The organism is Streptomyces melanosporofaciens (genome assembly GCF_900105695.1).
Classification (GTDB): domain Bacteria; phylum Actinomycetota; class Actinomycetes; order Streptomycetales; family Streptomycetaceae; genus Streptomyces; species Streptomyces antimycoticus.
Map to the genome: position 1 here is coordinate 2,861,019 of NZ_FNST01000002.1, position 22,390 is coordinate 2,883,408.

20 protein-coding genes are annotated in these 22,390 nt (G+C 71.4%); 5 read left to right on the forward strand and 15 right to left on the reverse strand.

Going from position 1 to position 22,390, the window contains the following annotated elements; translation table 11 throughout:
- The first annotated feature begins 198 nt into the window (after positions 1 to 198).
- A complete protein-coding gene (locus tag BLV72_RS14620; protein WP_093462731.1) occupies positions 199 to 1,416 on the forward strand; it encodes a cytochrome P450 family protein in 1,218 nt (405 codons plus the stop codon).
- Positions 1,417 to 1,496: 80 nt separating this feature from the next.
- A complete protein-coding gene (locus tag BLV72_RS14625) occupies positions 1,497 to 2,570 on the forward strand; it encodes a MupA/Atu3671 family FMN-dependent luciferase-like monooxygenase (RefSeq protein ID WP_093462733.1) in 1,074 nt (357 codons plus the stop codon).
- A 92-nt stretch (positions 2,571 to 2,662) separates the two neighbouring features.
- Here BLV72_RS14625 and BLV72_RS14630 read toward each other — a convergent pair whose 3' ends face one another.
- The 3 genes from BLV72_RS14630 to BLV72_RS14640 are packed head-to-tail and all read right to left on the reverse strand — an operon-like array spanning position 2,663 to position 5,700.
- Positions 2,663 to 3,457 carry an ABC transporter permease gene (locus BLV72_RS14630; protein ID WP_059142749.1) on the reverse strand — a complete coding sequence of 265 codons (795 nt, stop codon included), beginning with the start codon at positions 3,455 to 3,457 and terminating at the stop codon, positions 2,663 to 2,665.
- Positions 3,454 to 4,428, reverse strand: coding sequence for an ATP-binding cassette domain-containing protein (locus BLV72_RS14635; RefSeq protein WP_093462735.1), 975 nt, complete (start codon positions 4,426 to 4,428; stop codon positions 3,454 to 3,456). The genes BLV72_RS14630 and BLV72_RS14635 overlap by 4 nt, the downstream gene beginning before the upstream one ends.
- A 45-nt stretch (positions 4,429 to 4,473) precedes the next feature.
- Positions 4,474 to 5,700 carry a cytochrome P450 family protein gene (locus BLV72_RS14640; RefSeq protein ID WP_093462736.1) on the reverse strand — a complete coding sequence of 409 codons (1,227 nt, stop codon included), beginning with the start codon at positions 5,698 to 5,700 and terminating at the stop codon, positions 4,474 to 4,476.
- A 558-nt stretch (positions 5,701 to 6,258) separates the two neighbouring features.
- Between BLV72_RS14640 and hppD the strand changes: the two genes are divergently transcribed.
- From hppD to BLV72_RS14655, 3 genes are read left to right on the forward strand one after another with little or no spacing between them, the layout of a single operon-like run.
- Complete coding sequence (gene hppD / locus BLV72_RS14645) at positions 6,259 to 7,290, forward strand: 4-hydroxyphenylpyruvate dioxygenase (RefSeq protein WP_167746355.1); 1,032 nt, start codon at positions 6,259 to 6,261, stop codon at positions 7,288 to 7,290.
- Positions 7,287 to 9,761: an aminotransferase class I/II-fold pyridoxal phosphate-dependent enzyme gene (locus BLV72_RS14650; protein ID WP_093462739.1), complete on the forward strand. Its 2,475-nt coding sequence runs from the start codon at positions 7,287 to 7,289 to the stop codon at positions 9,759 to 9,761. The genes hppD and BLV72_RS14650 overlap by 4 nt, the downstream gene beginning before the upstream one ends.
- On the forward strand, positions 9,758 to 10,867 hold the full coding sequence (locus BLV72_RS14655) for a prephenate dehydrogenase (RefSeq protein ID WP_093462741.1): 1,110 nt from the start codon (positions 9,758 to 9,760) through the stop codon (positions 10,865 to 10,867). Before BLV72_RS14650 ends, BLV72_RS14655 begins: the two co-directional genes overlap by 4 nt.
- Positions 10,868 to 10,973: 106 nt before the next feature.
- Here BLV72_RS14655 and BLV72_RS14660 read toward each other — a convergent pair whose 3' ends face one another.
- The 12 genes from BLV72_RS14660 to BLV72_RS14715 form a co-directional block, all read right to left on the reverse strand.
- The gene (locus BLV72_RS14660) at positions 10,974 to 13,064 is read right to left on the reverse strand and encodes an ABC1 kinase family protein (protein WP_093462742.1); all 2,091 of its coding nucleotides are present in this window, start codon (positions 13,062 to 13,064) and stop codon (positions 10,974 to 10,976) included.
- Positions 13,065 to 13,226: 162 nt separating this feature from the next.
- Entirely contained in the window at positions 13,227 to 13,433 is a 207-nt protein-coding gene (locus BLV72_RS14665; RefSeq protein ID WP_044573519.1) for an MbtH family protein, read from the reverse strand.
- 71 nt (positions 13,434 to 13,504) lie between these two features.
- Positions 13,505 to 14,215, reverse strand: a complete 711-nt coding sequence (locus BLV72_RS14670) for a 2-hydroxychromene-2-carboxylate isomerase (RefSeq protein ID WP_093462744.1) — start codon at positions 14,213 to 14,215, stop codon at positions 13,505 to 13,507.
- A 26-nt stretch (positions 14,216 to 14,241) separates the two neighbouring features.
- Positions 14,242 to 14,988 carry a 3-oxoacyl-[acyl-carrier-protein] reductase gene (gene fabG, locus BLV72_RS14675; RefSeq protein WP_086710106.1) on the reverse strand — a complete coding sequence of 249 codons (747 nt, stop codon included), beginning with the start codon at positions 14,986 to 14,988 and terminating at the stop codon, positions 14,242 to 14,244.
- A gap of 57 nt (positions 14,989 to 15,045) precedes the next feature.
- On the reverse strand, positions 15,046 to 15,540 hold the full coding sequence (locus BLV72_RS14680; RefSeq protein ID WP_093462745.1) for a 3-hydroxyacyl-ACP dehydratase FabZ family protein: 495 nt from the start codon (positions 15,538 to 15,540) through the stop codon (positions 15,046 to 15,048).
- Positions 15,540 to 15,983, reverse strand: a complete 444-nt coding sequence (locus BLV72_RS14685) for a 3-hydroxyacyl-ACP dehydratase FabZ family protein (RefSeq protein WP_244320766.1) — start codon at positions 15,981 to 15,983, stop codon at positions 15,540 to 15,542. The genes BLV72_RS14680 and BLV72_RS14685 overlap by 1 nt, the downstream gene beginning before the upstream one ends.
- Entirely contained in the window at positions 15,980 to 17,107 is a 1,128-nt protein-coding gene (locus BLV72_RS14690; protein WP_093462747.1) for a beta-ketoacyl synthase N-terminal-like domain-containing protein, read from the reverse strand. Before BLV72_RS14690 ends, BLV72_RS14685 begins: the two co-directional genes overlap by 4 nt.
- A gap of 30 nt (positions 17,108 to 17,137) precedes the next feature.
- Entirely contained in the window at positions 17,138 to 18,157 is a 1,020-nt protein-coding gene (locus BLV72_RS14695; RefSeq protein ID WP_093462749.1) for a hypothetical protein, read from the reverse strand.
- On the reverse strand, positions 18,154 to 19,077 hold the full coding sequence (locus BLV72_RS14700) for an alpha/beta fold hydrolase (protein WP_093462750.1): 924 nt from the start codon (positions 19,075 to 19,077) through the stop codon (positions 18,154 to 18,156). Before BLV72_RS14700 ends, BLV72_RS14695 begins: the two co-directional genes overlap by 4 nt.
- A complete protein-coding gene (locus BLV72_RS14705) occupies positions 19,077 to 20,021 on the reverse strand; it encodes a beta-ketoacyl synthase N-terminal-like domain-containing protein (protein WP_093462752.1) in 945 nt (314 codons plus the stop codon). The genes BLV72_RS14700 and BLV72_RS14705 overlap by 1 nt, the downstream gene beginning before the upstream one ends.
- On the reverse strand, positions 20,018 to 21,151 hold the full coding sequence (locus BLV72_RS14710) for a beta-ketoacyl-[acyl-carrier-protein] synthase family protein (RefSeq protein ID WP_093462753.1): 1,134 nt from the start codon (positions 21,149 to 21,151) through the stop codon (positions 20,018 to 20,020). Before BLV72_RS14710 ends, BLV72_RS14705 begins: the two co-directional genes overlap by 4 nt.
- Positions 21,148 to 22,389: a beta-ketoacyl-[acyl-carrier-protein] synthase family protein gene (locus tag BLV72_RS14715; protein ID WP_059142764.1), complete on the reverse strand. Its 1,242-nt coding sequence runs from the start codon at positions 22,387 to 22,389 to the stop codon at positions 21,148 to 21,150. The genes BLV72_RS14710 and BLV72_RS14715 overlap by 4 nt, the downstream gene beginning before the upstream one ends.
- Position 22,390: the final 1 nt, after the last annotated feature.

Genomic DNA, 22,390 nt, shown 5'->3' on the forward strand with positions numbered 1-22,390 from the left:
TCTCATCTCCGGCCGGTCCGCCCGACAACGGCGCTGCAAAAACTTCGTTTTGCGCGGCGCGTGGCGCTCCAGCGGCCCACTTCGAAGAATTCGCACTGCCGCTGACCGACCCGGTCCGGCCGTGCTGTCATCGGTTCGGCCGCGTGCCGTCAAGCGCCCGCGGGCCCGCCACCCGCACCGCGACTTCAGGGAGTACTGGTGACCAACACCGGCACGCTGTCCCGCTACTGGATGTTCAGCGACGAGTACACACAGGACCCCTATCCCTTCCTCGCCCAGCTGCGCGCGGAACAGCCGGTGTGCCGGGTGGAGACCCCGGACGGGGTGCGGGCCTGGGTGGTGAGCCGCTACGACGACGTCCGCGACGCGCTCTCCGACCCCCGGCTCGGCCGGGACATCGGCAAGCTCTACGCCGCGCTGGGCAAGCAGCTCGGCCAGGAGATCAAGCCCGCCGACGAGATCAGCAACCACCTGGCCAACTCCGATCCGCCGCGCCACACCCCGCTGCGCAAGGCGCTCACCTTCGCCTTCACCCCCAAGCGGGTCAGGGGGCTGCGCGACGGCTGGGAGAAGGTGGTCGACGACCTGCTCGACGAGATGGTCCGGACGGACAACCGGGACCTGGTCTCCGGGCTCAACGAACCACTTCCGATCATCACCATCGCGCAGCTGATGGGCGTGCCCGACGCCGACTGGCCGCGGTTCCTGGTGTGGACGAACACGCTGCGCCGGGTGGACGCCAGCGATCCGACGGGCATCATCGCGGAGCACACCCGGCAGTTGTCGGACTACCTCAAGGCGCTGATCGCCACCAAACAGCGGACCCCGCAGGACGATCTGATCTCCGCGCTGGTCCACGCCGACGAGGACAAGCGGCTGACCGCCGCGGAGGCGCTGTCCACCGCGTTCGCCCTGATGACCGGCGGCAACGACACCACGACCAGCCTGCTCAACGGCTCCTTCGCGGCGCTGCTCACCCATACCGGCGAGGCCGACAAGATCCGGGCCGACTGGAGTCTGCTGCCCAACGCGGTCGAGGAGCTGCTGCGGTTCACCAGCCCGCTGATCAACTCCCTGCAGCGGGTCACGCTGGAGCCGGTCGAACTGTGCGGGGTGAAGATCCCCAAGGACGAGATCATCATCATTTCGCTGGCCGGGGCCAACCACGATCCGCACGCCTTCGCCGACCGTGCCGCGGAGCTGGACATCACCCGCCCCAAGCCCGCGCATGTGAGCTTCGGATATGGAATCCACTACTGCCTGGGCTCCCATATGTCCAAGGCGCTCACCGAGTTGGCGATTCGACGGGTCTATGAACGCTTTCCCGGCATCCGGCTGGCCGTGCACCCCTCGGAGGTGCGTTATCGGCCCGGACTGATGGTCCGCCCGATGATCGACCTGCCGGTGCGTTTCTGAAACGGCACACAGCAGCGACACCGCCCGGGACCCGCCGTCAGCGCGCCCCGGGCGCTTTTCTTTCGCTTTCCGGAGGACTCATGGATTTCAGCCTGTTCTACTTCGCCAACAACGACACCGAGGAGCGCGACCGCTATCGGCTGCTGCTGGACGGTGCCCGGTTCGCCGATGACAACGGCTTCACCGCGGTGTGGACCCCCGAGCGCCACTTCCATCCGTTCGGCGGGCTCTACCCGAACCCCTCGGTGACCGGCGCCGCGGTGGCGGCGGTCACCAAACGGGTCGCGGTGCGCGCCGGAAGCGTCGTGGCGCCGCTGCACCACCCGATGCGGATCGCCGAGGAGTGGTCGGTCGTCGACAACCTGTCGGGCGGCCGGGCCGGGGTGGCACTCGCCTCGGGTTGGCACGCCGCGGACTTCGCGCTCCGCCCGGAGAACTACGAGACCCGCAAGTCCGGGCTGATGGAGACGGTCGACACCATCCGCCGGCTCTGGAAGCGGGAGAGCGTGTCCCTGACCGACGGGGCGGGCGAGACGGTGGAGCTGACCATGTTCCCGCCGCCCGTCCAGCCCGAACTGCCGATGTGGCTGACCAGCGGTGGCACCCCGGCGACGTTCACCCTGGCCGGTGAGAACGGGATGGGCATGCTGACCCATCTGCTCGGCCAGGAGGTCGACGTCCTCGCGCAGCGCATCGCCGAGTACCGCCGGGCGTACCGGGAGCACCACAGCGCCTCGGCCGGGCAGGGGCATGTGGCCCTGATGGTGCACACCTTCGTCGGCACCGACCGCGACGCCGTGCGGGAGACCGTGCGCGAGCCGTTCTCCCGCTACCTGGCCAGCTCCTTCGACCTGCTGATCAAGGCGGCCGAGGCGGCGGGCGCCCAGGGCGCGGACATGTCCCGGGAGCTGAAGAGCATGGGCCCGGAGGACCGTCAGTTCCTCGTGGCCCAGGCGTTCGACCGGTACTTCGAGACCAGCGGGATGTTCGGCACCGTCGACGACTGCATGGCGATGCTCAAGCAACTGGGGGACGCGGGGGTGGACGAGGTCGCCTGTCTGGTGGACTTCGGGGTGCCGACCGATGTGGTGGTCGGCGGCTTCGAGCACCTGGCCCGCCTCCATGACACCTGGCGTGCGCATCTGGGGAGCTGACCCGGCGGCGCTCCCCCGGCGGGGGCAGGCCGAAGCCCGGACGACCGCTCGGTCGTCCGGGCTTCGGCTTCTCGGTGTCCTACGGCCGCGGGTCAGCGTGCGGCGGCCCGCTCGTAGGCCCGGTTGGCCAGCGGGACCACGACGGCCAGCAGGACCACCACCATGATCAGCGAGGCCGCCACCGGATGCCGCAGCGGGAACGCCGGGTCGGCGCCGTTCCCCGTGGGGTTCCCCCACAGCTCGCGCATCCCGGTGGTCAGGGTGGTCACCGGGTTCCACTCGGCCACCGGACGCACCCAGCCCGGCAGGTTCTGGGCCGGGTAGAAGGTCGCCGACAGGAAGGTGAGCGGCATGGTGATCACCATGGCCACCGAGTTGACCGCCTGGGGATCGCGCAGCAGCAGCCCGATGAGCGAGCCGAGCCACGCCGTGGCGTAGCCGAGCAGCAGCAGAAGACCGAAGCCGGCGAGGGCCTTGAGCGGCCCGCCGTGGATGCGCCAGCCGATGAGCAGGCCGACGGAGAGCATCGCGAGACAGGAGATCGCGTTGAGCACCACATCGGAGAGGGTCCGGCCGAGCAGCACCGAGCCCTTGCCCATGGGCAGCGAACGGAACCGGTCCACCAGGCCGTTGGAGAGGTCCTCGGCCACCCCCACACCGGTGTTGATGACGCCGGCCAGCATCATCTGGGTGAAGATGCCCGCCATGATGTACTCGTGGTAGTCGCCCTCCGGCACGTTCATCGAACTGCCGAAGAGGTAGCCGAAGAGGAACACGAACATGATCGGCATCAGGGTGATGCTGAGGATCCGCTGCGGTGCCCGCTTCAGATGCCGTATGTGGCGGCCCGCCAGGGCGAGCGCGTCGCTCAGGACATAGGTGGTCATCGGCTCGTCGTCTCCAGTTCGGCCTCGGGTCCGGCTCCGGTCAGCTCCAGGAACACGTCGTCCAGCGAGGGGCGCCGAACGAGGAAGTCGACCACCTCCACCGAGGCCCCCTGGAGCTCCGACGCCGCCGCGGAGACACCGGCGATACCGGTCTCCAGCGCGACCGACACCCGCATCCCGCTCTCGTCGACGACCGGCGGGGCCGAGCCCCGTGCGGAGATCCGGGCCAGCGCGGCCCGGGCGGTCTCCACCATCTCGGTGGTCCGTACGGTGATCTCCAGCCGCTCGCCGCCGACCTTCTTCTTCAGCTCGTCGGGCGTGCCCTCCGCCGCCACCAGCCCCTTGTCGATCAGGGCGATGCGATGGGCGAGCTGGTCGGCCTCCTCCAGGTACTGGGTGGTCAGCAGCACGGTGACCCCGTCCGCGACCTGTTTGCGCACCATGTCCCACAGCGCGTTCCGGCTGACCGGGTCCAGCCCCGTGGACGGCTCGTCCAGGAAGATCACCGGTGGGCTCCCGATCAGGCTGGCACCCAGGTCCAGCCTGCGGCGCATACCGCCCGAGTAGGTCTTGACGACCCGGTCGGCGGCGCCGGTGAGGTCGAACATCTCCAGCACCTCATCGGCGCGGGACCGGGCCCGCTTGCGGCCCAGGTGCAGCAGCGTGCCCATCAGCACCAGGTTCTCGCGGCCGGTCAACTCGCCGTCCAGCGCGGCGTACTGACCCGTCAGCCCGATGTTGCGGCGCACCTCGTGGGCCTGGCTCAGCACGTCGTGGCCCGCCACGGTCGCGGTGCCCTCATCGGGCTCGATCAGCGTCGACAGTATCCGCACCGTGGTCGTCTTGCCGGCGCCGTTGGGGCCCAGGAGCCCGTAGACCGTGCCCGCCTCGACGGACAGGTCGATGCCGCCCAGCACCTCGTTGTCGCCGTAGCGCTTCCGCAGACCAGCCGCGGAGATTGCGATATCCATCAGACTCCTCTTCATCGGCCGGTACGCCGGTCCGGTCCGTCTCGCTCAGCCGAGCCGGACGGGCAGTGACTCCAGCCCCCGGGTCAGGTTCATCTCGCGGCGCAACTCCTTCGGCGCCACGGCCAGTTCGATTCGCGCGAAACGGTCGAGGAGCGCGCCGACGGCGATCTCGGTCTGCAGTCGTGCGAGGGGCGCGCCCATGCAGTGGTGGATGCCATGGCCGAAGGCCAGATGGCCGCCGGCCTCCCGGCGGATGTCGAACCGCTCGGGGTCCTCGAAGCGTTCGGGGTCGTGGTTGGCCGAGCCGAGCGAGACGATGACGAACTCGTCGGCCGGGACGCGGACACCGGCGATCTCCACCGGTTCCGTGGTCACCGAGAGCGTGTTCAGGTGCAGCGAATTGTCGTAGCGGCAGAACTCCTCGACCGCGCCCCGCAGCAGCGACCGGTCCGCGCGCAGGTCGGCGAGCTGGTCGGGGTGGCGCAGCAGGGCGAGCATCCCGTTGCCGATCAGATGCGCGGTCGTCTCGTATCCGGCCACCAGGAGCTGGAAGACCATCGACACCAGCTCGTTCTCGCTGAGCCGGTCCTCGTCGTCCCGCGCCTGGATCAGCCCGCTGATCAGGTCGTCGGCCGGGGCGGCCCGCTTGGCGGCGATCAGCCCGGTGAGGTACTCCGCCATCTCGTCGGCGATGCGGTGCATCTCCTGCGGCTGGACGGCCACGGTCAGCGCGTTGGACCAGGCTCCGAAGGCGGCCTGGTCGGCCTCGGGCACGCCGATCATCTCGGAGATCACGGTGAGCGGCAGCGGGAAGGCGAACACCTTCAGCAGATCCACCTCGCCCTGCCCGGCGATGTCGTCGAGCAGCGCGCCGACCGTGTGCTCGATCCGCGGCCGGAGCGCCTGGATCTGCCGTGCGGTGAACGCCTTGGCCACCAGCTTGCGCAGCCGGGTGTGGTGGGGCGGGTCCATGCCCAGCATGTGCTCCACCAGCATCCGCCGGCCGGGCGACTTCGCGGCGGGCTGCTCGACGGGGTCGACGCCCGCGTGCCTGGCGGCCAGCCGGGCACAGCGCTCGGGGTCCTTGTGCAGGTTCGGATCGGTCAGCGCGGCCCGCGCCGCCTCATGGCGGAGCACCAGCCACATCGGTGCCCCGCCGAGCACCACCCGCGCCACCGGCGCCTGCTCGCGGAGCCGGGCGTACACCGGGTACGGGTCGCGGATGAAGTCCTCACCCAGCAGCTCCGGCATCCGGCTGGTCTCCTCGGCCATGTGTCGGGTCCTCTCGATCGGCCCGGGACGCATGTCGCGGACGCAGTGGGTGAACGACGTCTCCGACCCGTTGATAGCAGTGTTTTCCGCGCTTCCCCGGCGCACTTCAAGAATTTCTATCGAGCTCCCGCGGAGGGTTTCCCGGCGGTCATCCGGACGGAGGAGAGAGCGAAGGGGGGCTCCACCCGACGGCTTGTCGGATTGCCTCCGCGGGAGGAGCCGGGCGCGGGGAGCCCCATGCCATGATCCTGTCAGTCCCCCGCATACACGGTGCGCCGCAAAGCGTTCAAATGAAGAGAATCGAATAAGCCGTTGCCAGGGTCCGCCGACCGCCTTCGCGATCATCGCCGACCGCCCGAAAAGAGGCGATTGACGCGGTCGGCGGGCCTTCTTGGCGGTCCGCTCTCCGCCGCCTTCCGTAAAAATGCCGCACCCGCGTCTTTCCGGCTATAGAAGAATTCTTGGCGGCCCATGGCGACGCTCCCCCGGGCCGGTAGCGTGCGATTCCACGAGTTGCACACACACGTGTGGCGAGGCAATCGTCGGATGGGGAGCATCGTGACCGCGTATGACGTCGAGTACATCGAGATCTACACCAGCGATCAGCGGAAAACCACGGACTATTTCGTGTCCAGCATGGGTTTCCAGGAAAAGGCCCGGTGCCGGACCGGAGCGCTGGATTCGATACTCCTCCGCCAGAAGGACATCCAGCTCGTCATCACCTCGGGAGCGGGCACGGCCGACTTCCTGGCGGCGCACGGTGACGGCATCGCCGACATCGCCTTCGCCTGCGAGGACCCCCTCGCGGCCCGGGAGGGCGCCCTGGCCGCCGGGGCCCGCGATTTGACCTCCGGCAACCCGGCCGGTCCCGCCGTCTCCGGCTTCGGCGCCGTCCGCCACACCCTCCTCAAGCGCTCCGCGGGCCGCCCGCACGCGCTGCCCCCGGGCCGGGACTGGATCGCCTCGCCGGAGCGCCCCGCCCAGGACGGCACCACGACCGAACTGCGGCTGCTCGACCACATCGCGGTCTGCCTGGAGGCCGGCACCCTGCACGACACGGTCCGCTACTACATCGACGGATTCGGCTTCGAGGAGTACTCCAGCGAATACGTCGCCGTCGGCGAGCAGGCCATGGACTCCATCGTGGTGCGCAGCCCCTCGGCCGGGATCACCTTCACCATCATCGAGCCCGACAGCACCAAGAAGCCGGGCCAGATCGACGAATTCCTGGAGCGCAACGGCGGCCCGGGGGTGCAGCACCTGGCGTTCCTCGTGGACGAGATCATCCCGGCCGTTCTCGAATTCGAGAGCCGGGGCGTCGAGTTCCTGCAGACGCCCGGCACCTACTACGACGCCCTCGCCGAGCGGATCGACAACCTCGACGAGGCGATCGCCGATCTGCGCAAGACCAATGTGCTCGCCGACCGCGACGAGTGGGGCTACCTGCTGCAGCTCTTCACCCGCTCGCCCTACGAGCGGCGCACCCTGTTCTTCGAACTCATCCAGCGCCACGGGGCCCAGGGCTTCGGAAGCTCCAACATCCGCGCGCTGTACGAGGCCGTCGAGCGCGCCCGGGCGGCCAACTCGTGACCGGCCGCACGGCCCCCTCCGGCGGCTCCCGGCCGCCGCTGTCCCTCGAGGAGTACGCCGAGCGGGCGCGCACCCGACTGGACCCGGCGGTCTGGGACTTCGTCGAGGGCGGGGCCGGGGAGGAACGGACGCTCGCCGCCAACCTGGCGGCGTTCGACCGTATCCGGCTGAGCCCCCGGGTCCTGACCGGGACGGGTGAATGCGACCCGTCCACCACGATCCTGGGACGCCGGTGGGGGGCGCCGGTGGCCGTGGCGCCCATGGCCTACCACACGCTGATGCACCCCGAGGGCGAAACGGCCACCGCGCGGGCCGCGGGCGCGGCCGGCCTCCCGCTCGTGGTGAGCACCTTCGCCGGGCGGACCTTTGCGGAGATCGCCGCGGCCGCCACCTCGCCCCTGTGGCTCCAGGTCTACTGCTTCCGCGACCGCGACACGACCCGGCGGCTCATCGAGCACGCGGCGGCCGCGGGCTTCGAGGCCCTGATCCTGACCGTCGACACCCCGCAGCTCGGCCGCCGGCTGCGCGACCTGCGCAACGACTTCCGGCTGCCGCCGCATATCGTGCCCGCCAACCTGCCCGCGGACCAGGCCGATTACTCGTCCCCGTCCGAGCACGGCCGCACCGGCCTCGACCCCTCGCTCGACTGGTCGGTCATCGCCTGGCTGCGCTCGGTCAGCCAACTGCCCGTACTGGTCAAGGGCGTCATGACCGCCGAGGACGCCCGGCGCGCGATCGACGCCGGCGTGGACGGCATCGTGGTCTCCAACCACGGCGGACGGCAGCTGGACGGGGCACCGGCCACCCTGGACGTGCTCGCCCCGATCGCAGCGGCCGTGGACGGCCGCTGCCCCCTGCTCCTGGACGGCGGCGTCCGCCGCGGCCGGGACGTCCTCGGCGCTCTCGCCCTGGGGGCGGACGCCGTGCTGCTGGGCCGCCCGGTGCTGCACGGGCTGGCCGTGGCGGGCGGCGACGGCGCGGCGGGCGTCCTGGACCTGGTCCTCGATGAGCTGTCGGAGGCCATGACGCTGACCGGCACCGCCACCGTCGCCGACGCGGACGCCTCGCTGCTGACCGGGGAGGCTCCGCACCGCGGCGTGCCGGACACGGCGCTGCCGGCCGTGCCCGGGAACACCATTGCGACCGGGCTGCGCAAGCAGGACCTGCACCGCAGCGTGTCCGACCCGGTGCTGGACACCATGAACTTCCTGAACGAGATCACCGGCCGCTTCCCGGACGTGGTCTCCTTCGCCCCCGGAAGGCCGTACGAGGAGTTCTTCGACAAGGACGAGATCCTCGATCACATCCGCCGCTACCTCGACCACCTGGCCGCGGACGGCGCCTCGGACCACGCCATCCGCACCGCGCTGTACCAGTACGGCCCGACCGCGGGCCAGATCCGCGGACTGATCCGCGACTCGCTCCGCGCCGACGAGGGCATCGACGCCTCGCCGGAGGCGATCGTGGTGACGGTGGGTGCCCAGGAGGGGATGCTGCTGACCCTGCGCGCGCTCTTCGCGGACCCCGCGGACGTCCTGCTGGTCGCCAGCCCCTGCTACGTGGGCATCACCGGAGCCGCCAGTCTGCTGCAGGTGCCCGTGCACCCCGTCGAGGAGCGGGCCGACGGTCTTGACGTGGCCGATGTGGAGGCCGCCGTCCTCGCCGAGCGGGCCCGGGGCCGCCGCCCGCGCGCCTTCTACGTGGTGCCGGACCATTCGAACCCGTCGGGCAACACCATGTCCCGGCGTGCCCGCGAGGAGTTGCTGGAGCTGGCCGCCCGGCACGATCTGCTCATCCTCGAGGACAGCCCGTACCGGCTGGTCAGCCCCGGCGTCCAGCTGCCCACCCTGAAGTCGATGGACCATGCGCGACGGGTGATCCACCTCGGGTCGTACTCGAAGTCGGTCTTCCCCAGCGCCCGCGTCGGATTCGTCGTCGCGGACCAGCCCGTGCGGGATCCGTCGGGGGCCGAGACACTGCTCGCCGACGAACTCGCCAAGATCAAGAGCATGGTGACGGTGAACACCCCGGCGCTGAGCCAGGCGGCCGTCGCCGGTGCCCTGCTGGCCTGCGGCGGCCGGCTCACCGAACGCAACGCGGTGCCCGCCAAGCACTACGGCGAGGCGCTCCGCGTCACCCTGGAGCAACTGGACCGCCACTTCCCCGAAGACGTCCGCGACCGGCTCGGCATCGGCTGGAACCGGCCCAGCGGCGGCTTCTTCCTCACCGTCCGGGTGCCGTTCCCCGCCGACAACGCCGCGCTGCTGCGCTCGGCCGAGGATTACGGCGTCATCTGGACCCCGATGGCCTACTTCTACCCGGGCCCCGGCGGCGAACGGTCGATCCGGCTCTCCTTCAGCTATCTGAGCCCCGCGGAGATCGAGGAGGGCATCGGGCGGTTCGCCGTCTTCCTCCGGGCGGAGATCGAGCGCTCCGGCGCCACCGGACCCACACCGGGACGTGACACATGAGAACCGCCGTCGTCGTCGGAACCGGGCTGATCGGCACGTCCATCGCCCTCGCCCTGAGCCGCCGGGGCGTCCTGGTGTACCTGGACGACGCCGACACCACGGCCGCCAGGACCGCCGAGGCCCTGGGGGCCGGTTCGCTGGAGATGCCCGCCGGGCAGGTGGACCTCGCCGTCCTGGCGGTGCCGCCCGCGAGCATCGGCACCGTGCTCGCCCGCTGTCAGCGGGACGGGCTGGCACACACCTACACCGATGTGGCCAGCGTCAAGGTGCGGCCGCACGAGGAGGTCCGCGCGGCCGGCGGCGATCCGTCCCGCTACATCGGCGGACATCCGCTGGCCGGCGCCGAGCGCTCCGGTCCGCTCGCGGCCCGCGCCGACCTCTTCGAGGGCCGCCCCTGGGTGCTGACCCCCTCGCCCCTCACCGACCGCTCGGCCCTCAACCGGGGGCTGGAGCTGGTCTCGCTGTGCGGTGGTGTCCCCGTCCTGATGGACACCGACGCCCACGACCGCGCCGTCGCCCTGACCTCGCACGCCCCGCATCTGGTCGCCTCGATGATGGCGGCCCGGCTGGAGCACGCCGAGGCCGAGCACATCCGGGTGTCGGGACAGGGGCTACGGGACGTCACCCGCATCGCGGCGGGCGAACCCGCCCTGTGGAGCGACATCCTGACCGCGAACGCCGACGCGGTGGCCGACGTCCTCGACGGCTTCGCCAAGGACCTGGAGCGGCTGATCGCCGTCCTGCGGGCGCTGCCCGGCACGGAGTCCGAGGCGCGCCGGCAGGCCGCCGCCGATCTCCAGGAGCTGCTGCGGCGCGGCAATCGGGGCCACGCCCGCGTACCGCACAAACAGCGTTCGCAGCCCGCCGAGTACGTGGCGATCCCGGTGGCCGTCCCGGACCAGCCAGGAGCGCTGGCCCGGCTGTTCTCCACCGTCGGGGAGGCCGGGGTCAACATCGAGGACGTGCGCATCGAGCACTCCCTCGACCAGCCGAGCGGCCTGGTCGAACTCCTCGTGGAGTCGACCTCCGTCGCGGGCGTACGGCGGGTGCTGGACGCCAACGGCTGGACCATGCGGGAAAAGCCCCTGCTGGTCGGCGAGGCCTGAGGAATCCGGACCGGCTCCGCCCAGGAGCCGGTCCACGGAGGTGCCCGCCGGGTGTCGCGTACCGCCTCGAGCCGGATTCGCCCCGGCCCCGGACGCGCCCCGGGCGCTAGAACGTGTCGTGGGTGTTGGGCCGGCGTATCGCCGTGTAGAGGGCGCGCAGCATGAGGATCGCGCTGACCGCGAGCACCTGATAGCCGAGCAGCGGGAACAGCTCCACCTCCGCGGTGACCTGGGGCCCGCGCCCGGTGCCGAACACCACCAGGACCACCCCCATCAGCCCCGTGCAGGCCGCCAGCAGCGTGACCGTCAACTGGTGGATCAGCCCGGAGACAAAGCGCCGCTCCCGCTCGTCGGCGAGCACCCGCACCCGGACCGTGAACCGCCCCTCCTCCAGCGACGCGCCGATCCGCTCCGCCCTCCGGGGCAGCCGCCGCAGCATCGGCAGCGCGGACAGGAACTCATGGGCCGCGCCCCGCGCCAGGGACGAGAACCCGGACGCTATCCCCGCGCCCTCCTCCTCGCTCCCCTTGCCCGTGGCGCGGAACCGCAGCCGGTCGGTGAGGAGGTCCACGGCGATCGCCCGGGCCTCCTCGATCATGTTGAAGTCGGGGCTGACCCGGCCCAGGGTGCCCTCGATGGTCGCCAGGGCCCGGAAGACGGCGGCCACCTCCGGCGGCACGGCCAGTCCGAACCGGGCGAGAAGCTGGAACAGCGCGGTGAACATCTCGGTGTCCGGCCGCGCCCCCACCCCCAGGTGCTGGGCCATGAACTGCCCCAGCTCACGCTCCAGCAGCAGCGAGTTGAGCATGAGGTCCTCGCTCCTGGTGGCCCTCGTGCCGAGCAGGGCCATCAGCGCGTCGTGCAGCCCGGCCCGGTCGCCGCGGTCCACGGCCACCAGCATCTCCTGCAGGGCATGGCGCACGGACGGGTCGATACGGCCCACCGAGCCGAAGTCCAGCAGGCCGATCCGCCCGTCGTCGAGCAGCAGCACATTGCCCGGATGCGGATCGGCGTGGAAGACCCCGGCCCGCAGAATCTGGTGGAGCATGGAGGCGAAGGCGGTCCGGGCTATCTGGCGGCGGTCCAGCCCCTTGCGGTCCGCGACGGCCGCCGCACGGTCGAAGGTGACCCCCTCCAGCCACTCCTGGACCAGCACCCTGGCCGTGGTGAACTCCTCGTACACCCGGGGCACGCGCACCGGGGCGTCCGCCTCGTACCCGTCGCAGGACTCCGCCACCACCGCGGCGTTGTTGGCCTCAATCCGGAAGTCCAGCTCCTCCCGCACCGACTTGGAGAAGCCGTCGCCCAGATCCCGCAGCCCCATGGCGTGGGAGGACCGGGACCGCTGCTGGAGGCTGCGGGTGATCGCGACGACGATGTCCAGGTCGCGCTCGACCCGCTCGCGGATCCCCGGGCGCTGGACCTTGACCACGACCACCGGGCCCCCGCTCAGCTTGGCGCGGTGGACCTGGGCGATGGAGGCGGCGGCGAGCGGGATCTGCTCGATCCACTCGAAGGCGTCGTCCACCGGCCTGCCCAGCTCCTCACGCAGCAGCGCCGCCACGTCCCCCCACGGCGCGGGCGGCACATCGCTCTGCAGACGGCTGAGTTCGTCGATGAAGTGCGGGGGCAGCAGATCGCGCCGGGTGGACAGCAGCTGGCCGAGTTTGATGAAGGCCCCGCCGCACTCCTCCAGCGCCAGCCGCAGCCCCCTGGCCATCCGCTCGCCGAACTCGCCCGGCCGCAGGGCCCGTTCCAGACTGTGCCGACTGCGCAGCGGACGGCTCAGGCCGTGGCGCATGAAGATCCGGCTGATCTGCGAATAGCGGCGGGTGCGCCGCAGCCGGCTGCGCATCGCGCGCCACAGCCGCATGGGTATGGCCCAGCTGCCGCGCGGCAGAAAGACCTCGGCCAGCACCAGGGCGGCCATCGCGGCAAGGACGGACACCCCGACCTGGACCCCGTACAGCACGCCCATGCTCTGCTGGTCGTGCATGGTCGGCTTGAAGGCGAGCATCGCGCCCAGCCCGACCAGACCGGCGCCGAGGGCGCGCAGCGGGCCCACCCGGATGCCGAGCAGCCGGCCGGAGATCGCCGAGACGCCGAAGACGAAGACGCCCAGCGACGACACCGCGATCAGCACGATCAGCAGCCCGAAGGACAGGTCGTCGATGCTGGTGGTGGCCAGCCAGGTCATGGCACGTTCCCCCGTGTGCGATGAAGAGGGTGTCAACACTAGTCCGGATCGTCCTTCTCGGACCGCGGCTGCCCGGATGTCACGCGGCAACCTGCCGGACACACACCACGGGGCCCGACGTCAGGATGTCGGGCCCCGTGGCACGGGAGGACGTGGCGTGCGTCAGCCCATCGCCTCGATCAGGCTCTTGGGCCGCATGTCGGTCCAGTTCTCGTTGATGTAGTCCAGGCACGCCTGGCGGTTGTCCTGGCCGTGGACGACGGTCCAGCCCGCGGGTACCTCCGCGAAGGCCGGCCACAGCGAGTGCTGCTGCTCGTCGTTGACCAGCACGTAGTAGCTGCCGTTCTCGTCCTCGAAGGGGTTGCTCATGGCGTGATCGCCTTTCTGACAGGTCTATCGGGTCGACGATGGTCTATGAGGGTCGTTCTGCGTACGTCCGGTCAGCCGCAGCCACCGGCGTGCCCGGCGTCACCGGCCGGGACGAGCAGGGCGGGCTCGATCCCGCGGTCGTTCTCCCGCTGTTCGACGACGGTCCGAGTCTTGGCACGGACGCTCGCGACGAATCCCGAGAGCCGGTCCAGCCCCCAGAACTTGTCGTGCCGGTGGATGAAGAACGGCACTCCGAACACTCCGTCGCGGTCCACCGCCCGCAGCGCCTCGATGCCCCGCCGGCGGATCTCCGGATCGTCGGCCGCACCGGCCAACGCGTCGGGGTCCAGGTCCAGTTCATGGCCGATCGCGGCCATGGTGGCGCGCTCCGAGATGTCGATGCCGTTCTCCCAGCGGGCCCGGTACACGGCGTCGATGAAGTCCCGCCCGCGGCCGGCGTCCTCGGCGACCAGATAGGCGAGATGGGAGACGTCCCAGTTGGGAGCGGTGTCGATCGGCCAGACCATCCGCAGGCCGCGCTCGATGGCCGCCCGCTTGACGTCCTGCAGGATGTAGAAGTGCTTCTCCTTCGACATCGCGACATACGGAAGGTGGATCCCGGCGTCGGCCAGCATGCCCTCGCTCACCTCGTCCGGCTCCCAGTACGGGCGCCATTCGATCGCGTCCGCCACATCGGGGGCGTTCTCGGTGAGTTCACGGTAGGCGAGCCAGGAATAGGGGCTGCGGAGTGAGAAATACCAGCGCGGTGGCTTGACGGCCAACGGAACCTCCTGGGTTCGGGGCGATGCTAGATGGTGATGCCGCCGTCGATCTGGACGACGGAGCCCGTGACATAGGCCGCACGGTCCGAGACGAGGTACGACACGAGGTCGGCGACCTCATCGGCCCGCCCCAGCCGCCCGAGCGGCACCGACTCCAGTGCCTTGTCCTTCACCTGGCCGGTGAGCACGGACGTCATATCGGTGTCGATGAACCCCGGGGCGACGACATTGGCGCGGATTCCGTACCGTCCGACCTCCTTGGCCAGGGCCCGGGAGAAGCCGATGATCCCGGCCTTGGAGGCCGAGTAGTTGGACTGGGTGGCGTTGCCGTGCACACCGGCGACCGAGGAGATGTTGACGATCACCCCGCTCTTCCGCTTCATCATGCCGAACACCACGGAGCGGCAGACGTGGTAGACCCCGTCGAGGTTGACGTCCAGCACGTCGTGCCATTCGTCGTCCTTCATCAGCAGCAGGGGATTGTCACGGGTGATCCCGGCGGCGGTCACGGCCGCGTCTATCGGGCCGAGGGTCTGCTCGGTCTCGGCGACCAGCGCACGCACCGCCTCGGCGTCACGGACGTCGAGCTTGCGGCTGAGCACCCGGGCCCCGGTCTCCGTGACCTCCTTCTCCAGCTCCAGGGCGGCCGCCTCGTTCGACTGGTAGCAGAAGGCGACATCGAAGCCGTCCCGCGCCAGACGCACCACCGTGGCCCGGCCGATTCCCCGTGAACCGCCGGTGATCAGCGCCACCCGGGATGCGTTCTCTGCCATTGGTTCTCCAAAGCGATTTCGGCCGGCCGCAGGGGACCGGAGGTCTGTTGCCAGGGGTCAGGCGAGGGCGGGGGCCGGGTCGCCGGGCCGCAGCTCCGCCGCCGGGCGGAAGGCCAGCACCGCGAGACCGACGGTCACAGCGGGCTCACCGGCCACCGTGGAACCGCCCTCGATGATCACGGTGTCGTCCACCACCCGGGTGATGGACGCCCGGTGTTCCAGTACGTCCCCCGGCAGCACCGGCCGGTGGTACTCGACGCCGGACACGCTGCCGAAGAGCATGACCTGGCCCTCGAGCACATCGGGGTCCGGTGACTCCCAGGTGGCCAGCAGCCCGGCCGACTGGCACCAGGACTCCAGCAGCAGCACCCGCGGATAGGCGTAGGCCTCCGCCGGCGCGTCCGGTCCGAGCCCCTGGTACCAGGGCTCATTGCAGGTCACGGCCTTCACGGCGGTCACCCGCTCCCCCGGGACCACCTCGGTCACCCGGTCCAGCAGCAGCATCGGGAACCGGTGCGGCAGCACCTTTCTGATCTCCAACTGGCCGATCATCACGCCTCCTCGGCCGTGAACCGCAGTCTGACCTGCGCGGCGGGCCCGCGCTCGGTGGCCACCTTGGCGGCGCACTTCCACGCCCCGGACCCGCCGGTCCACACCAGGTCCACCGCCAGCCGGTCGCCCGGGAAGACCGGGCTGAGGAACCGCGTGCTCTCCACGGCCACCAGCTCCAGACCGGCCGAGCCCGGCGGAGGGGTGCGCAGACCGCTGAGGTGCACGCACTCGATCACGCAGACCCCGGGGAAGATGGGGAAGCCCGGGTAGTGCCCGGGGAAGACCGCCTCGTCCTCGCCCACCGTGACGGCCGTCGCCGCACGCACCTTGCCCCGGTCGTCGGCGGCGGCCGGACGGACGACCTCCACCCGCGCGGCGACCGGACTGCACGGCCGGGTGTCCGGCGTTCCGGTGGTCCCGATGATCCCGGCGGTCCCGGTCATCGCGGCCCGGCCAGACGCAGCAGGGCGCAGCCGACCGCGCCGTCACGGTCGACGGAGGTCACCAGCGCCACCCGGCCGGCGGCCTCGGGGTTGGTCTCGGCGTGCACCAGCACCCCGGCGATCTGGAACGCCGCCGCCGCGGCGCCGGTGTCCCCGATGAGCGCGGCCTGGGTGAGGTGGACCAGGTCCGCCCCCTCGGCGGCCTCCGCCACGGCGGCCCGCTCCTGCTCCCCGGACGGGCCGGGCGCCTCGCTGGTGGAGACCGCCCAGATCTCCTCCGGGTGCACCTCCGCACGGTCCAGGGCCCGGCGCAGACAGGCCGCCAGCGCGGGGCGGACCCCGCCGTCCAGGGCGATGCCCATCTCCACCGCGAGGATCTCCGCCAGCACCGGCTGCTCGGCGTCGCCCCGCGCGTCGGGGCCGCGCTGCTCCACCAGCAGCAGTCCGCAGCCCTCACCGGGCAGTTGCGCGGGCCCCTCGGTGCCCGGCTGGTGGGCGTGGCGCTCCAGCCAGGAGCGGGCGTGCGAGAACTCCTCGACCGCGCCGCACAGTACGGTCCTGGCCCGGCCGAAGGTGAGCAACCGGCGCGCGTAGTTGAGGGCGTACAGCCCCGCCGCGTGGCCACCGGCGATCGTGGTGTTCGGCCCCTTGAGCTGGTGCCAGATCGCGCTCTGCCCCGCGGCGCAGTTCATCACGGCGTTGGGAAAGCGCGCCGGGTCCACCAGATACGGCTTCTCCCCGGTGAGCGAGTCCCGGGTGAAGTCCATCTGGCTCTGCACACTGCCGGTGGTGGTGCCCAGGACGAGGGCGGCGTCCTCGCCGGTGGCCACCCACCGGTTGCGCGGCGCGTCGTCGAGCAGCCGGGCGACGGTGGTGACCGCGAGGCCGGTCACCCGGTCCATCGAGCGGACCCCCTTCTTCCCGAGCACCGTGCGCAGGTCGAAGTCGGGCACCAGACAGGCGCGGTCCCCGGCCGCCTGCCACCGCTCGTCATCGAGCGGGGCCGCCGCGGGCCGGCGCTCCCTGATCCCCTCGGTGAAGGCCGCACGGCCGATCCCGAAGGGCGATACCGCCGACCAGGCCGTGATGACCGGTCGATTCACAAGAGCTGTGCCGCCACTCATGTCTGCTCCGTCGCTCGTCGCCGTCGTCGGTCAGGACTCGCCGCGCAGCGCCTTGGAGACGCGCTCGTCGAAGGTGATCAGGTTCCAGTCCCGCCGGTTCTCGATCAGGGCGTAGCCATGGGTGACCTTGCCGGTCGCGGTCGGCACCAGCCGGCCGTCGCGCACCACATAGCAGTCCATGCGGGAGGTGTAGGTGAAGTCCTTGAAGACGTTCTCGACGGTGTAGACCGTGTAGAGGTCCTCCTCCATCAGCGCCTCGTCCAGGATCTGGATCCGGGAGTGCGGGCAGGCGGGGATCCACCGGCGCTCGTCCAGCAGCGTCTTCACCGAGATGCCCCGGTCGGCGAGGAAGAGGTCCACGACCTCCTCCATCTGCCGCAGATAGCTCGACATCTGGAGCCGCTCCGAGAAGTGGCAGTACGGGTAGGGGATCCGCCACTTCCAGCCGAACGCGTTCTTCCCCGCGGTCAGCAGGTCGAGCACCGGGTCGGGGCCGGAGGTGCCGCGGCCGGCCGACAGCGAGGTGGTGACGGCCGTGAGGTCGGCGCCGGTCAGCTCCGGCGGCTCGGGGGCGACGGCGCCGGGGGTGCTCAGCCGGCCGGTGACGAACCGGGCGAGCTCGGCGGGCGGTTCACCGGCCGCCTCGACATAGCTGTCCGAGCGCAGCACCACCTTGGCGTTGGCGGCCACCACCTTGGTGTCCTCACCGTCCCGGTCGGCGTGCAGGGCCACCGTGAAGGAGATGAAGGAGTCGTCGTCCCCGGCCGTCGGCACCACCCGCGCCTGGACCGTCTCGTCCATGTAGAGGGCGTGCAGGATCCGGGTGTCGAGGTCGACGATGTCCACCCCGAGGCCGGCTTCCGCGTACAGCGCCCGCGCCGGGAGGTCCGCGTCCGCGAAGTGGCAGAGGATGGCCTCCTCGACCAGGTAGTTGATGTGCTTGAACCCGATCCAGGTGCAGATGTTGGAGCCCTCGTATCGGGTGCGCAGCGACGCGGTCGTCTCGCTGGCGAGCAGCCTCTTGACGGCGCCTTCGGCCACTGTGGTCATCGATCGTGCTCCCATGGGAATCCGGGGCCGGGACCGCCGTGCGGACGGACGGCCGAACAGGTGCTGACGAAGCGATCGAGCAGGGCGGCGAACTGCCGCGCCCGCTCGATCATCAGGAAGTGCCCGCAGTCGGGCAGCAGGCGGAACTCGGCGTCGGGAAGGCCGTCCGCGAGCGCGCGGCCCTCGGCCGGCGGCGCGGCGAAGTCGTCCGCGCCGGCGAGCACGAGGCACGGCACGGTGAACCGTCCCAGGCGCAGGGCGGGGGTGCGCAGATAGATTTCGAAGAACCGCATCCAGCCATAGGGGCCGACCCAGTCCCGGATGCGTTCGGCCAGGTGCCGGCGGGTCTCCCCGGGGACCCGGTCCCCGGCGTGCACCCGGATGCCCTCGGCGATCAGCGGGGCCATGTTGTCCACGGAGTACGCCAGGCTCGCCCAGTCGAACTCCTCGGCCGCGCGCCGGTAGAACGGGGCCACCAGCACCATGCCGTGGACGCCGAACTCGGTGAACGGGTCCCGGCCCTCCTCGATCCGGCGGGCCAGGAACTCCATCAGGACGTTCGCGCCCATCGAGTGGGCGACCACCACACCGGCGCCGCCCGGCACCGCGCGCAGGGCGTCGCCCATATACGGCACGAGATCGCCCCGGGCGCTCCACCCGGCGACGCTCCGGCCCCGCCAGGGCAGGTCGGCGGCCCACATCTCGGGGCCGCCGGTCCGGCGGCCCTGTTCGACGCAGGCGTCCCACACCGAGCTGCTGTTGGACAGCCCGTGCAGGAAGAGCACCCGGCCCCGCCCGGGGTCGCCCGCGGCGCGCCGGGTCACGACCACGGGGCTGTCCTTGTCGCCCCGCGCGGACTCCACAACGGGCCCGCCGTCCTCCCGGGCGGGTCCCCGCACGAGGCGGTCACCGGTCGACATCAGGCCGCTGCCCGCCCGTGCAGCGCGATACCCGCGCTGGCGTCGTCGGCGTCGGTGCCCGCGGTGGCGTACACCGGGCCGGAGCCGCCCTGGGCGAACCAGCCGACGGCCGCGGCGCACTGGAGCACTCCCAGCGCACCCGAGCCCAGGCCGAAGACCTCGGCCAGATCGTGCCGGTCCACGCCCTCCAGCAGGGTGTCCGGCACGGCGGCCGCCCGCTGTTCGGGCAGGTGCCACAGGGCCGGCCGGTCACCGGTCGCCTCGGCCAGCCGTTCCAGCGTGCGGCCCAGTCCGGCGCCCCGGACGTAGTCGCCGAGCACGGCCGGCGCGCTCGCTCCCCGTTCGGCGGCCGATTCCTCGCTCTCCACCACCAGCGCCGCCGCCCCGTCGATGGTCCGCGCCCCGCCGGTGAAGGCGCGCACGGACTCGTTGTCGGGTTCGACGCCGAGGACCAGCGCCCGGGAGGCCCGGCCGCCGCGGATCAGGGTGGCCGCCCAGTGGACGGCGTCCAGCCCGGAGGTGGCGCCGTTGCACAGCATCAGGTTGGGGCCGCGCAGTCCGAAGCGGATGGCGACGGAGGAGGCGATGACATTGCTCGAGGCGTTCGGCAGGTCCATGGCGCTGCCCGCGGCGGCCGTCTGCTCGGCGATGGTGTCGATCGCCCGGCAGATGGTGTCGAGATTGCCGTAGTTGGAGCTCGCGACCACCGCGACGCTCCCGCCGGGGACCCGCAGGCCCCCGTCGTCCAGCAGACCGGCGTGGCGCAGGGCCGCATCGGCCGCGCAGTAGGCGAGTTGAGTGGCCCGGTCCTTGTAGCGCAGGCCCTTCCGGCCGACCAGGTCCTTCGGCTCGACCGGCGGGGCCTCGGCCACCGGTGTCATCAGCTCCGGTGCCGACCTCGCGCGGGGCAGCACCACGCCGACCCCGCTCACCACCACGGTCATCGAGCCGCCTCCAGGATCGCGACGGCGTTGATCCCGCCGAAGCCGAATGCGTTCAACTGCGCCACGGTCAACGGCCGGTGGGCCGCCTCGCCGGTGACGAACCGGAATCCCTCCGCCTCGTCCACCGGGTCGTCCAGGCCCACGGTCGGCGGCACCCGCCCCTCGGCGAGGCAGCGCAGGGTGACCACCAGGTTGAGCAGCCCGGAGGCGCCCGAGGTGTGCCCGGTCATCGACTTGGTGGCGGTCACCAGGGGCTTGTCCCGGTCCGGGCCGAAGACGTCCGCGAGCGCGGTCGCCTCCGCCTCGTCGTTGAGCAGCGTCCCGGTGCCGTGCACCATCAACAGGTCGATGTCGGCGGGCTTCACCCCGCCCCGGGAGTGCGCCTCCCTGATCGCCTCGGCGATACCGGCCGGGTCCGGCGCCGTCACATGGAAGGCGTCGCAGTTGACCGCGACATCCCGGACCAGGCCGTGCACCGGACGGCCGCCGGGGACCCGGCTGAGCACGACCGCCGCCGCGCCCTCGCCCATCAGGACGCCGTCCCGATCGCGGTCGAAGGGCCGCACCCGGGTCGGGGGCACCGGCTGCACCCGCTCCAGCAGGCCGTACATGGTCTCGGTGAGCACATCGACCCCGGCCACGACCACCGTGTCCGCCCCCTGCGCCAGCAGGTCCACACCCAGCGCCAGGGCGTACAGCCCGGCCGAGCACGCGTTGGACAGGGTGTGGGTGTCATCGGCCCGGAACGCCTCGCGCAGCGCGGTGCCGAAGTGCAGCTCCGCGGCGGGGAATTCGGCGCCCTGGGTGCGCCACAGCTCCACCGAGCGCAGTTCGCGCAGTCCGGTGCCGACCAGGACCGGCACCCCGCTCAGATCGCTCTCGTCCAGGCCCGCGTCGCGGACCGCCTGGCCGACCGCGTCCAGCAGCAGCCCGGTCGCCCGCCGGGTGACGTCCACCCCGGGTGCGGGGCGGTTGTCCACCTCGTACGCGTGGTGAGCCGTGTGCAGGGCGCGGTCGAAGCCGCGCAGCTCGGCGACCCCGGAGCGGCCCGCGCACAGGTTGTGGAAGAGCTCGTCGACATCGCCGCCGACTCCGGCCACGGCCCCCATGCCGGTCACCGCCCAGCTCATGCCGGCACCCCGTCGTACCGGCCGAGCAGCACCACCGCGTTGTTGCCGCCGAAGGCCAGGCCGTTGTTCTGCACGACCTTCAGCTCCGCCTCGATGGCCACATTGGGCACGCAGTCCACATCGCACTCGGGATCGGTGGTCGTGTGGTTGATGGTCGGCGGAATGAACTTCTCGGTGATCGCCAGGGCGCAGCCGATGGCCGACAGCGCACTGGCGGCGCCCATGGTGTGGCCGATCATCGACTTCATCGAGATGGTCCTGGGCGGACGGCTGCCGAAGACCTCGCGGATGGCGCGGGCCTCGGTGACGTCGTTGGCCTTGGTGCCGGTGCCGTGGGCGGAGATGAGGTCCACCTGGTCGGCCTTGACCCCGGCGTTCTCCAGGGCGAGTTGCATGCACCGGCCGACGCTGTCCTGGTTCGGCGCCACCTGGTGGTAGGCGTCGCAGTTCAGGCCGTACCCGAGCACCTCGGCGTAGATCCGGGCGCCACGGGCCAGCGCGGACTCCAGGCTCTCCAGGACCAGCACCCCGGCGCCCTCACCGGTGAGGATGCCCTTGCGGTCGACGTCGAACGGCCGGCACCGGTCCGGCGCGATGGTGCCCAGCCGGTAGAAACCGGAGAAGGTCTTGCGGCACATCGCATCGGCGCCGCCGCACAAGGCGTACTCCGCGTCCCCGGAGCGGACGGCGTCATAGCCGTAGCCCAGGGCGTAGTTGCCGGCCGCGCAGGCGGTCGGAATCGTCACCGCCTCCACATCGGAGAGCTGCAGCTCCTGCGCGATGGCCGCCGACAGACGGCCGGCCGGAACGCGGCGGGCGAGTTCGGGCGGCATGTGCTCGGAACCGTGGGTGATCTCGGCCTCGACCAGGTGGTCCAGGTCCCTCGATTCACCGTCGGTGGTCCCGATGGAGATCAGACCCGGCAGCGACCGCCAGTCCGCGATGGAGACCCTCGCGTCCTCGATCGCCATCCGGGCCGCGGCGACCGAGTACTGCGTCGCCCGGCCGAGCTGCTCGACCGCGAGGTGGCGTATCCACCGCTCGGGGTCGAAGTCCTCCACCTCACAGCCGTTCGCGTGGTCGAACCCCTCGACGTCGAACACCGTGATCGGCTTGGCCCCGCTGCTTCCGGCGCGCAGTCCCCGCCGGAACTCATCGACGCCCATACCGATACTGGAGACCACACCGAGACCGGTGATCACCACTCTTCGCGGGCTCGCATGCCCCGACTCCGCCATC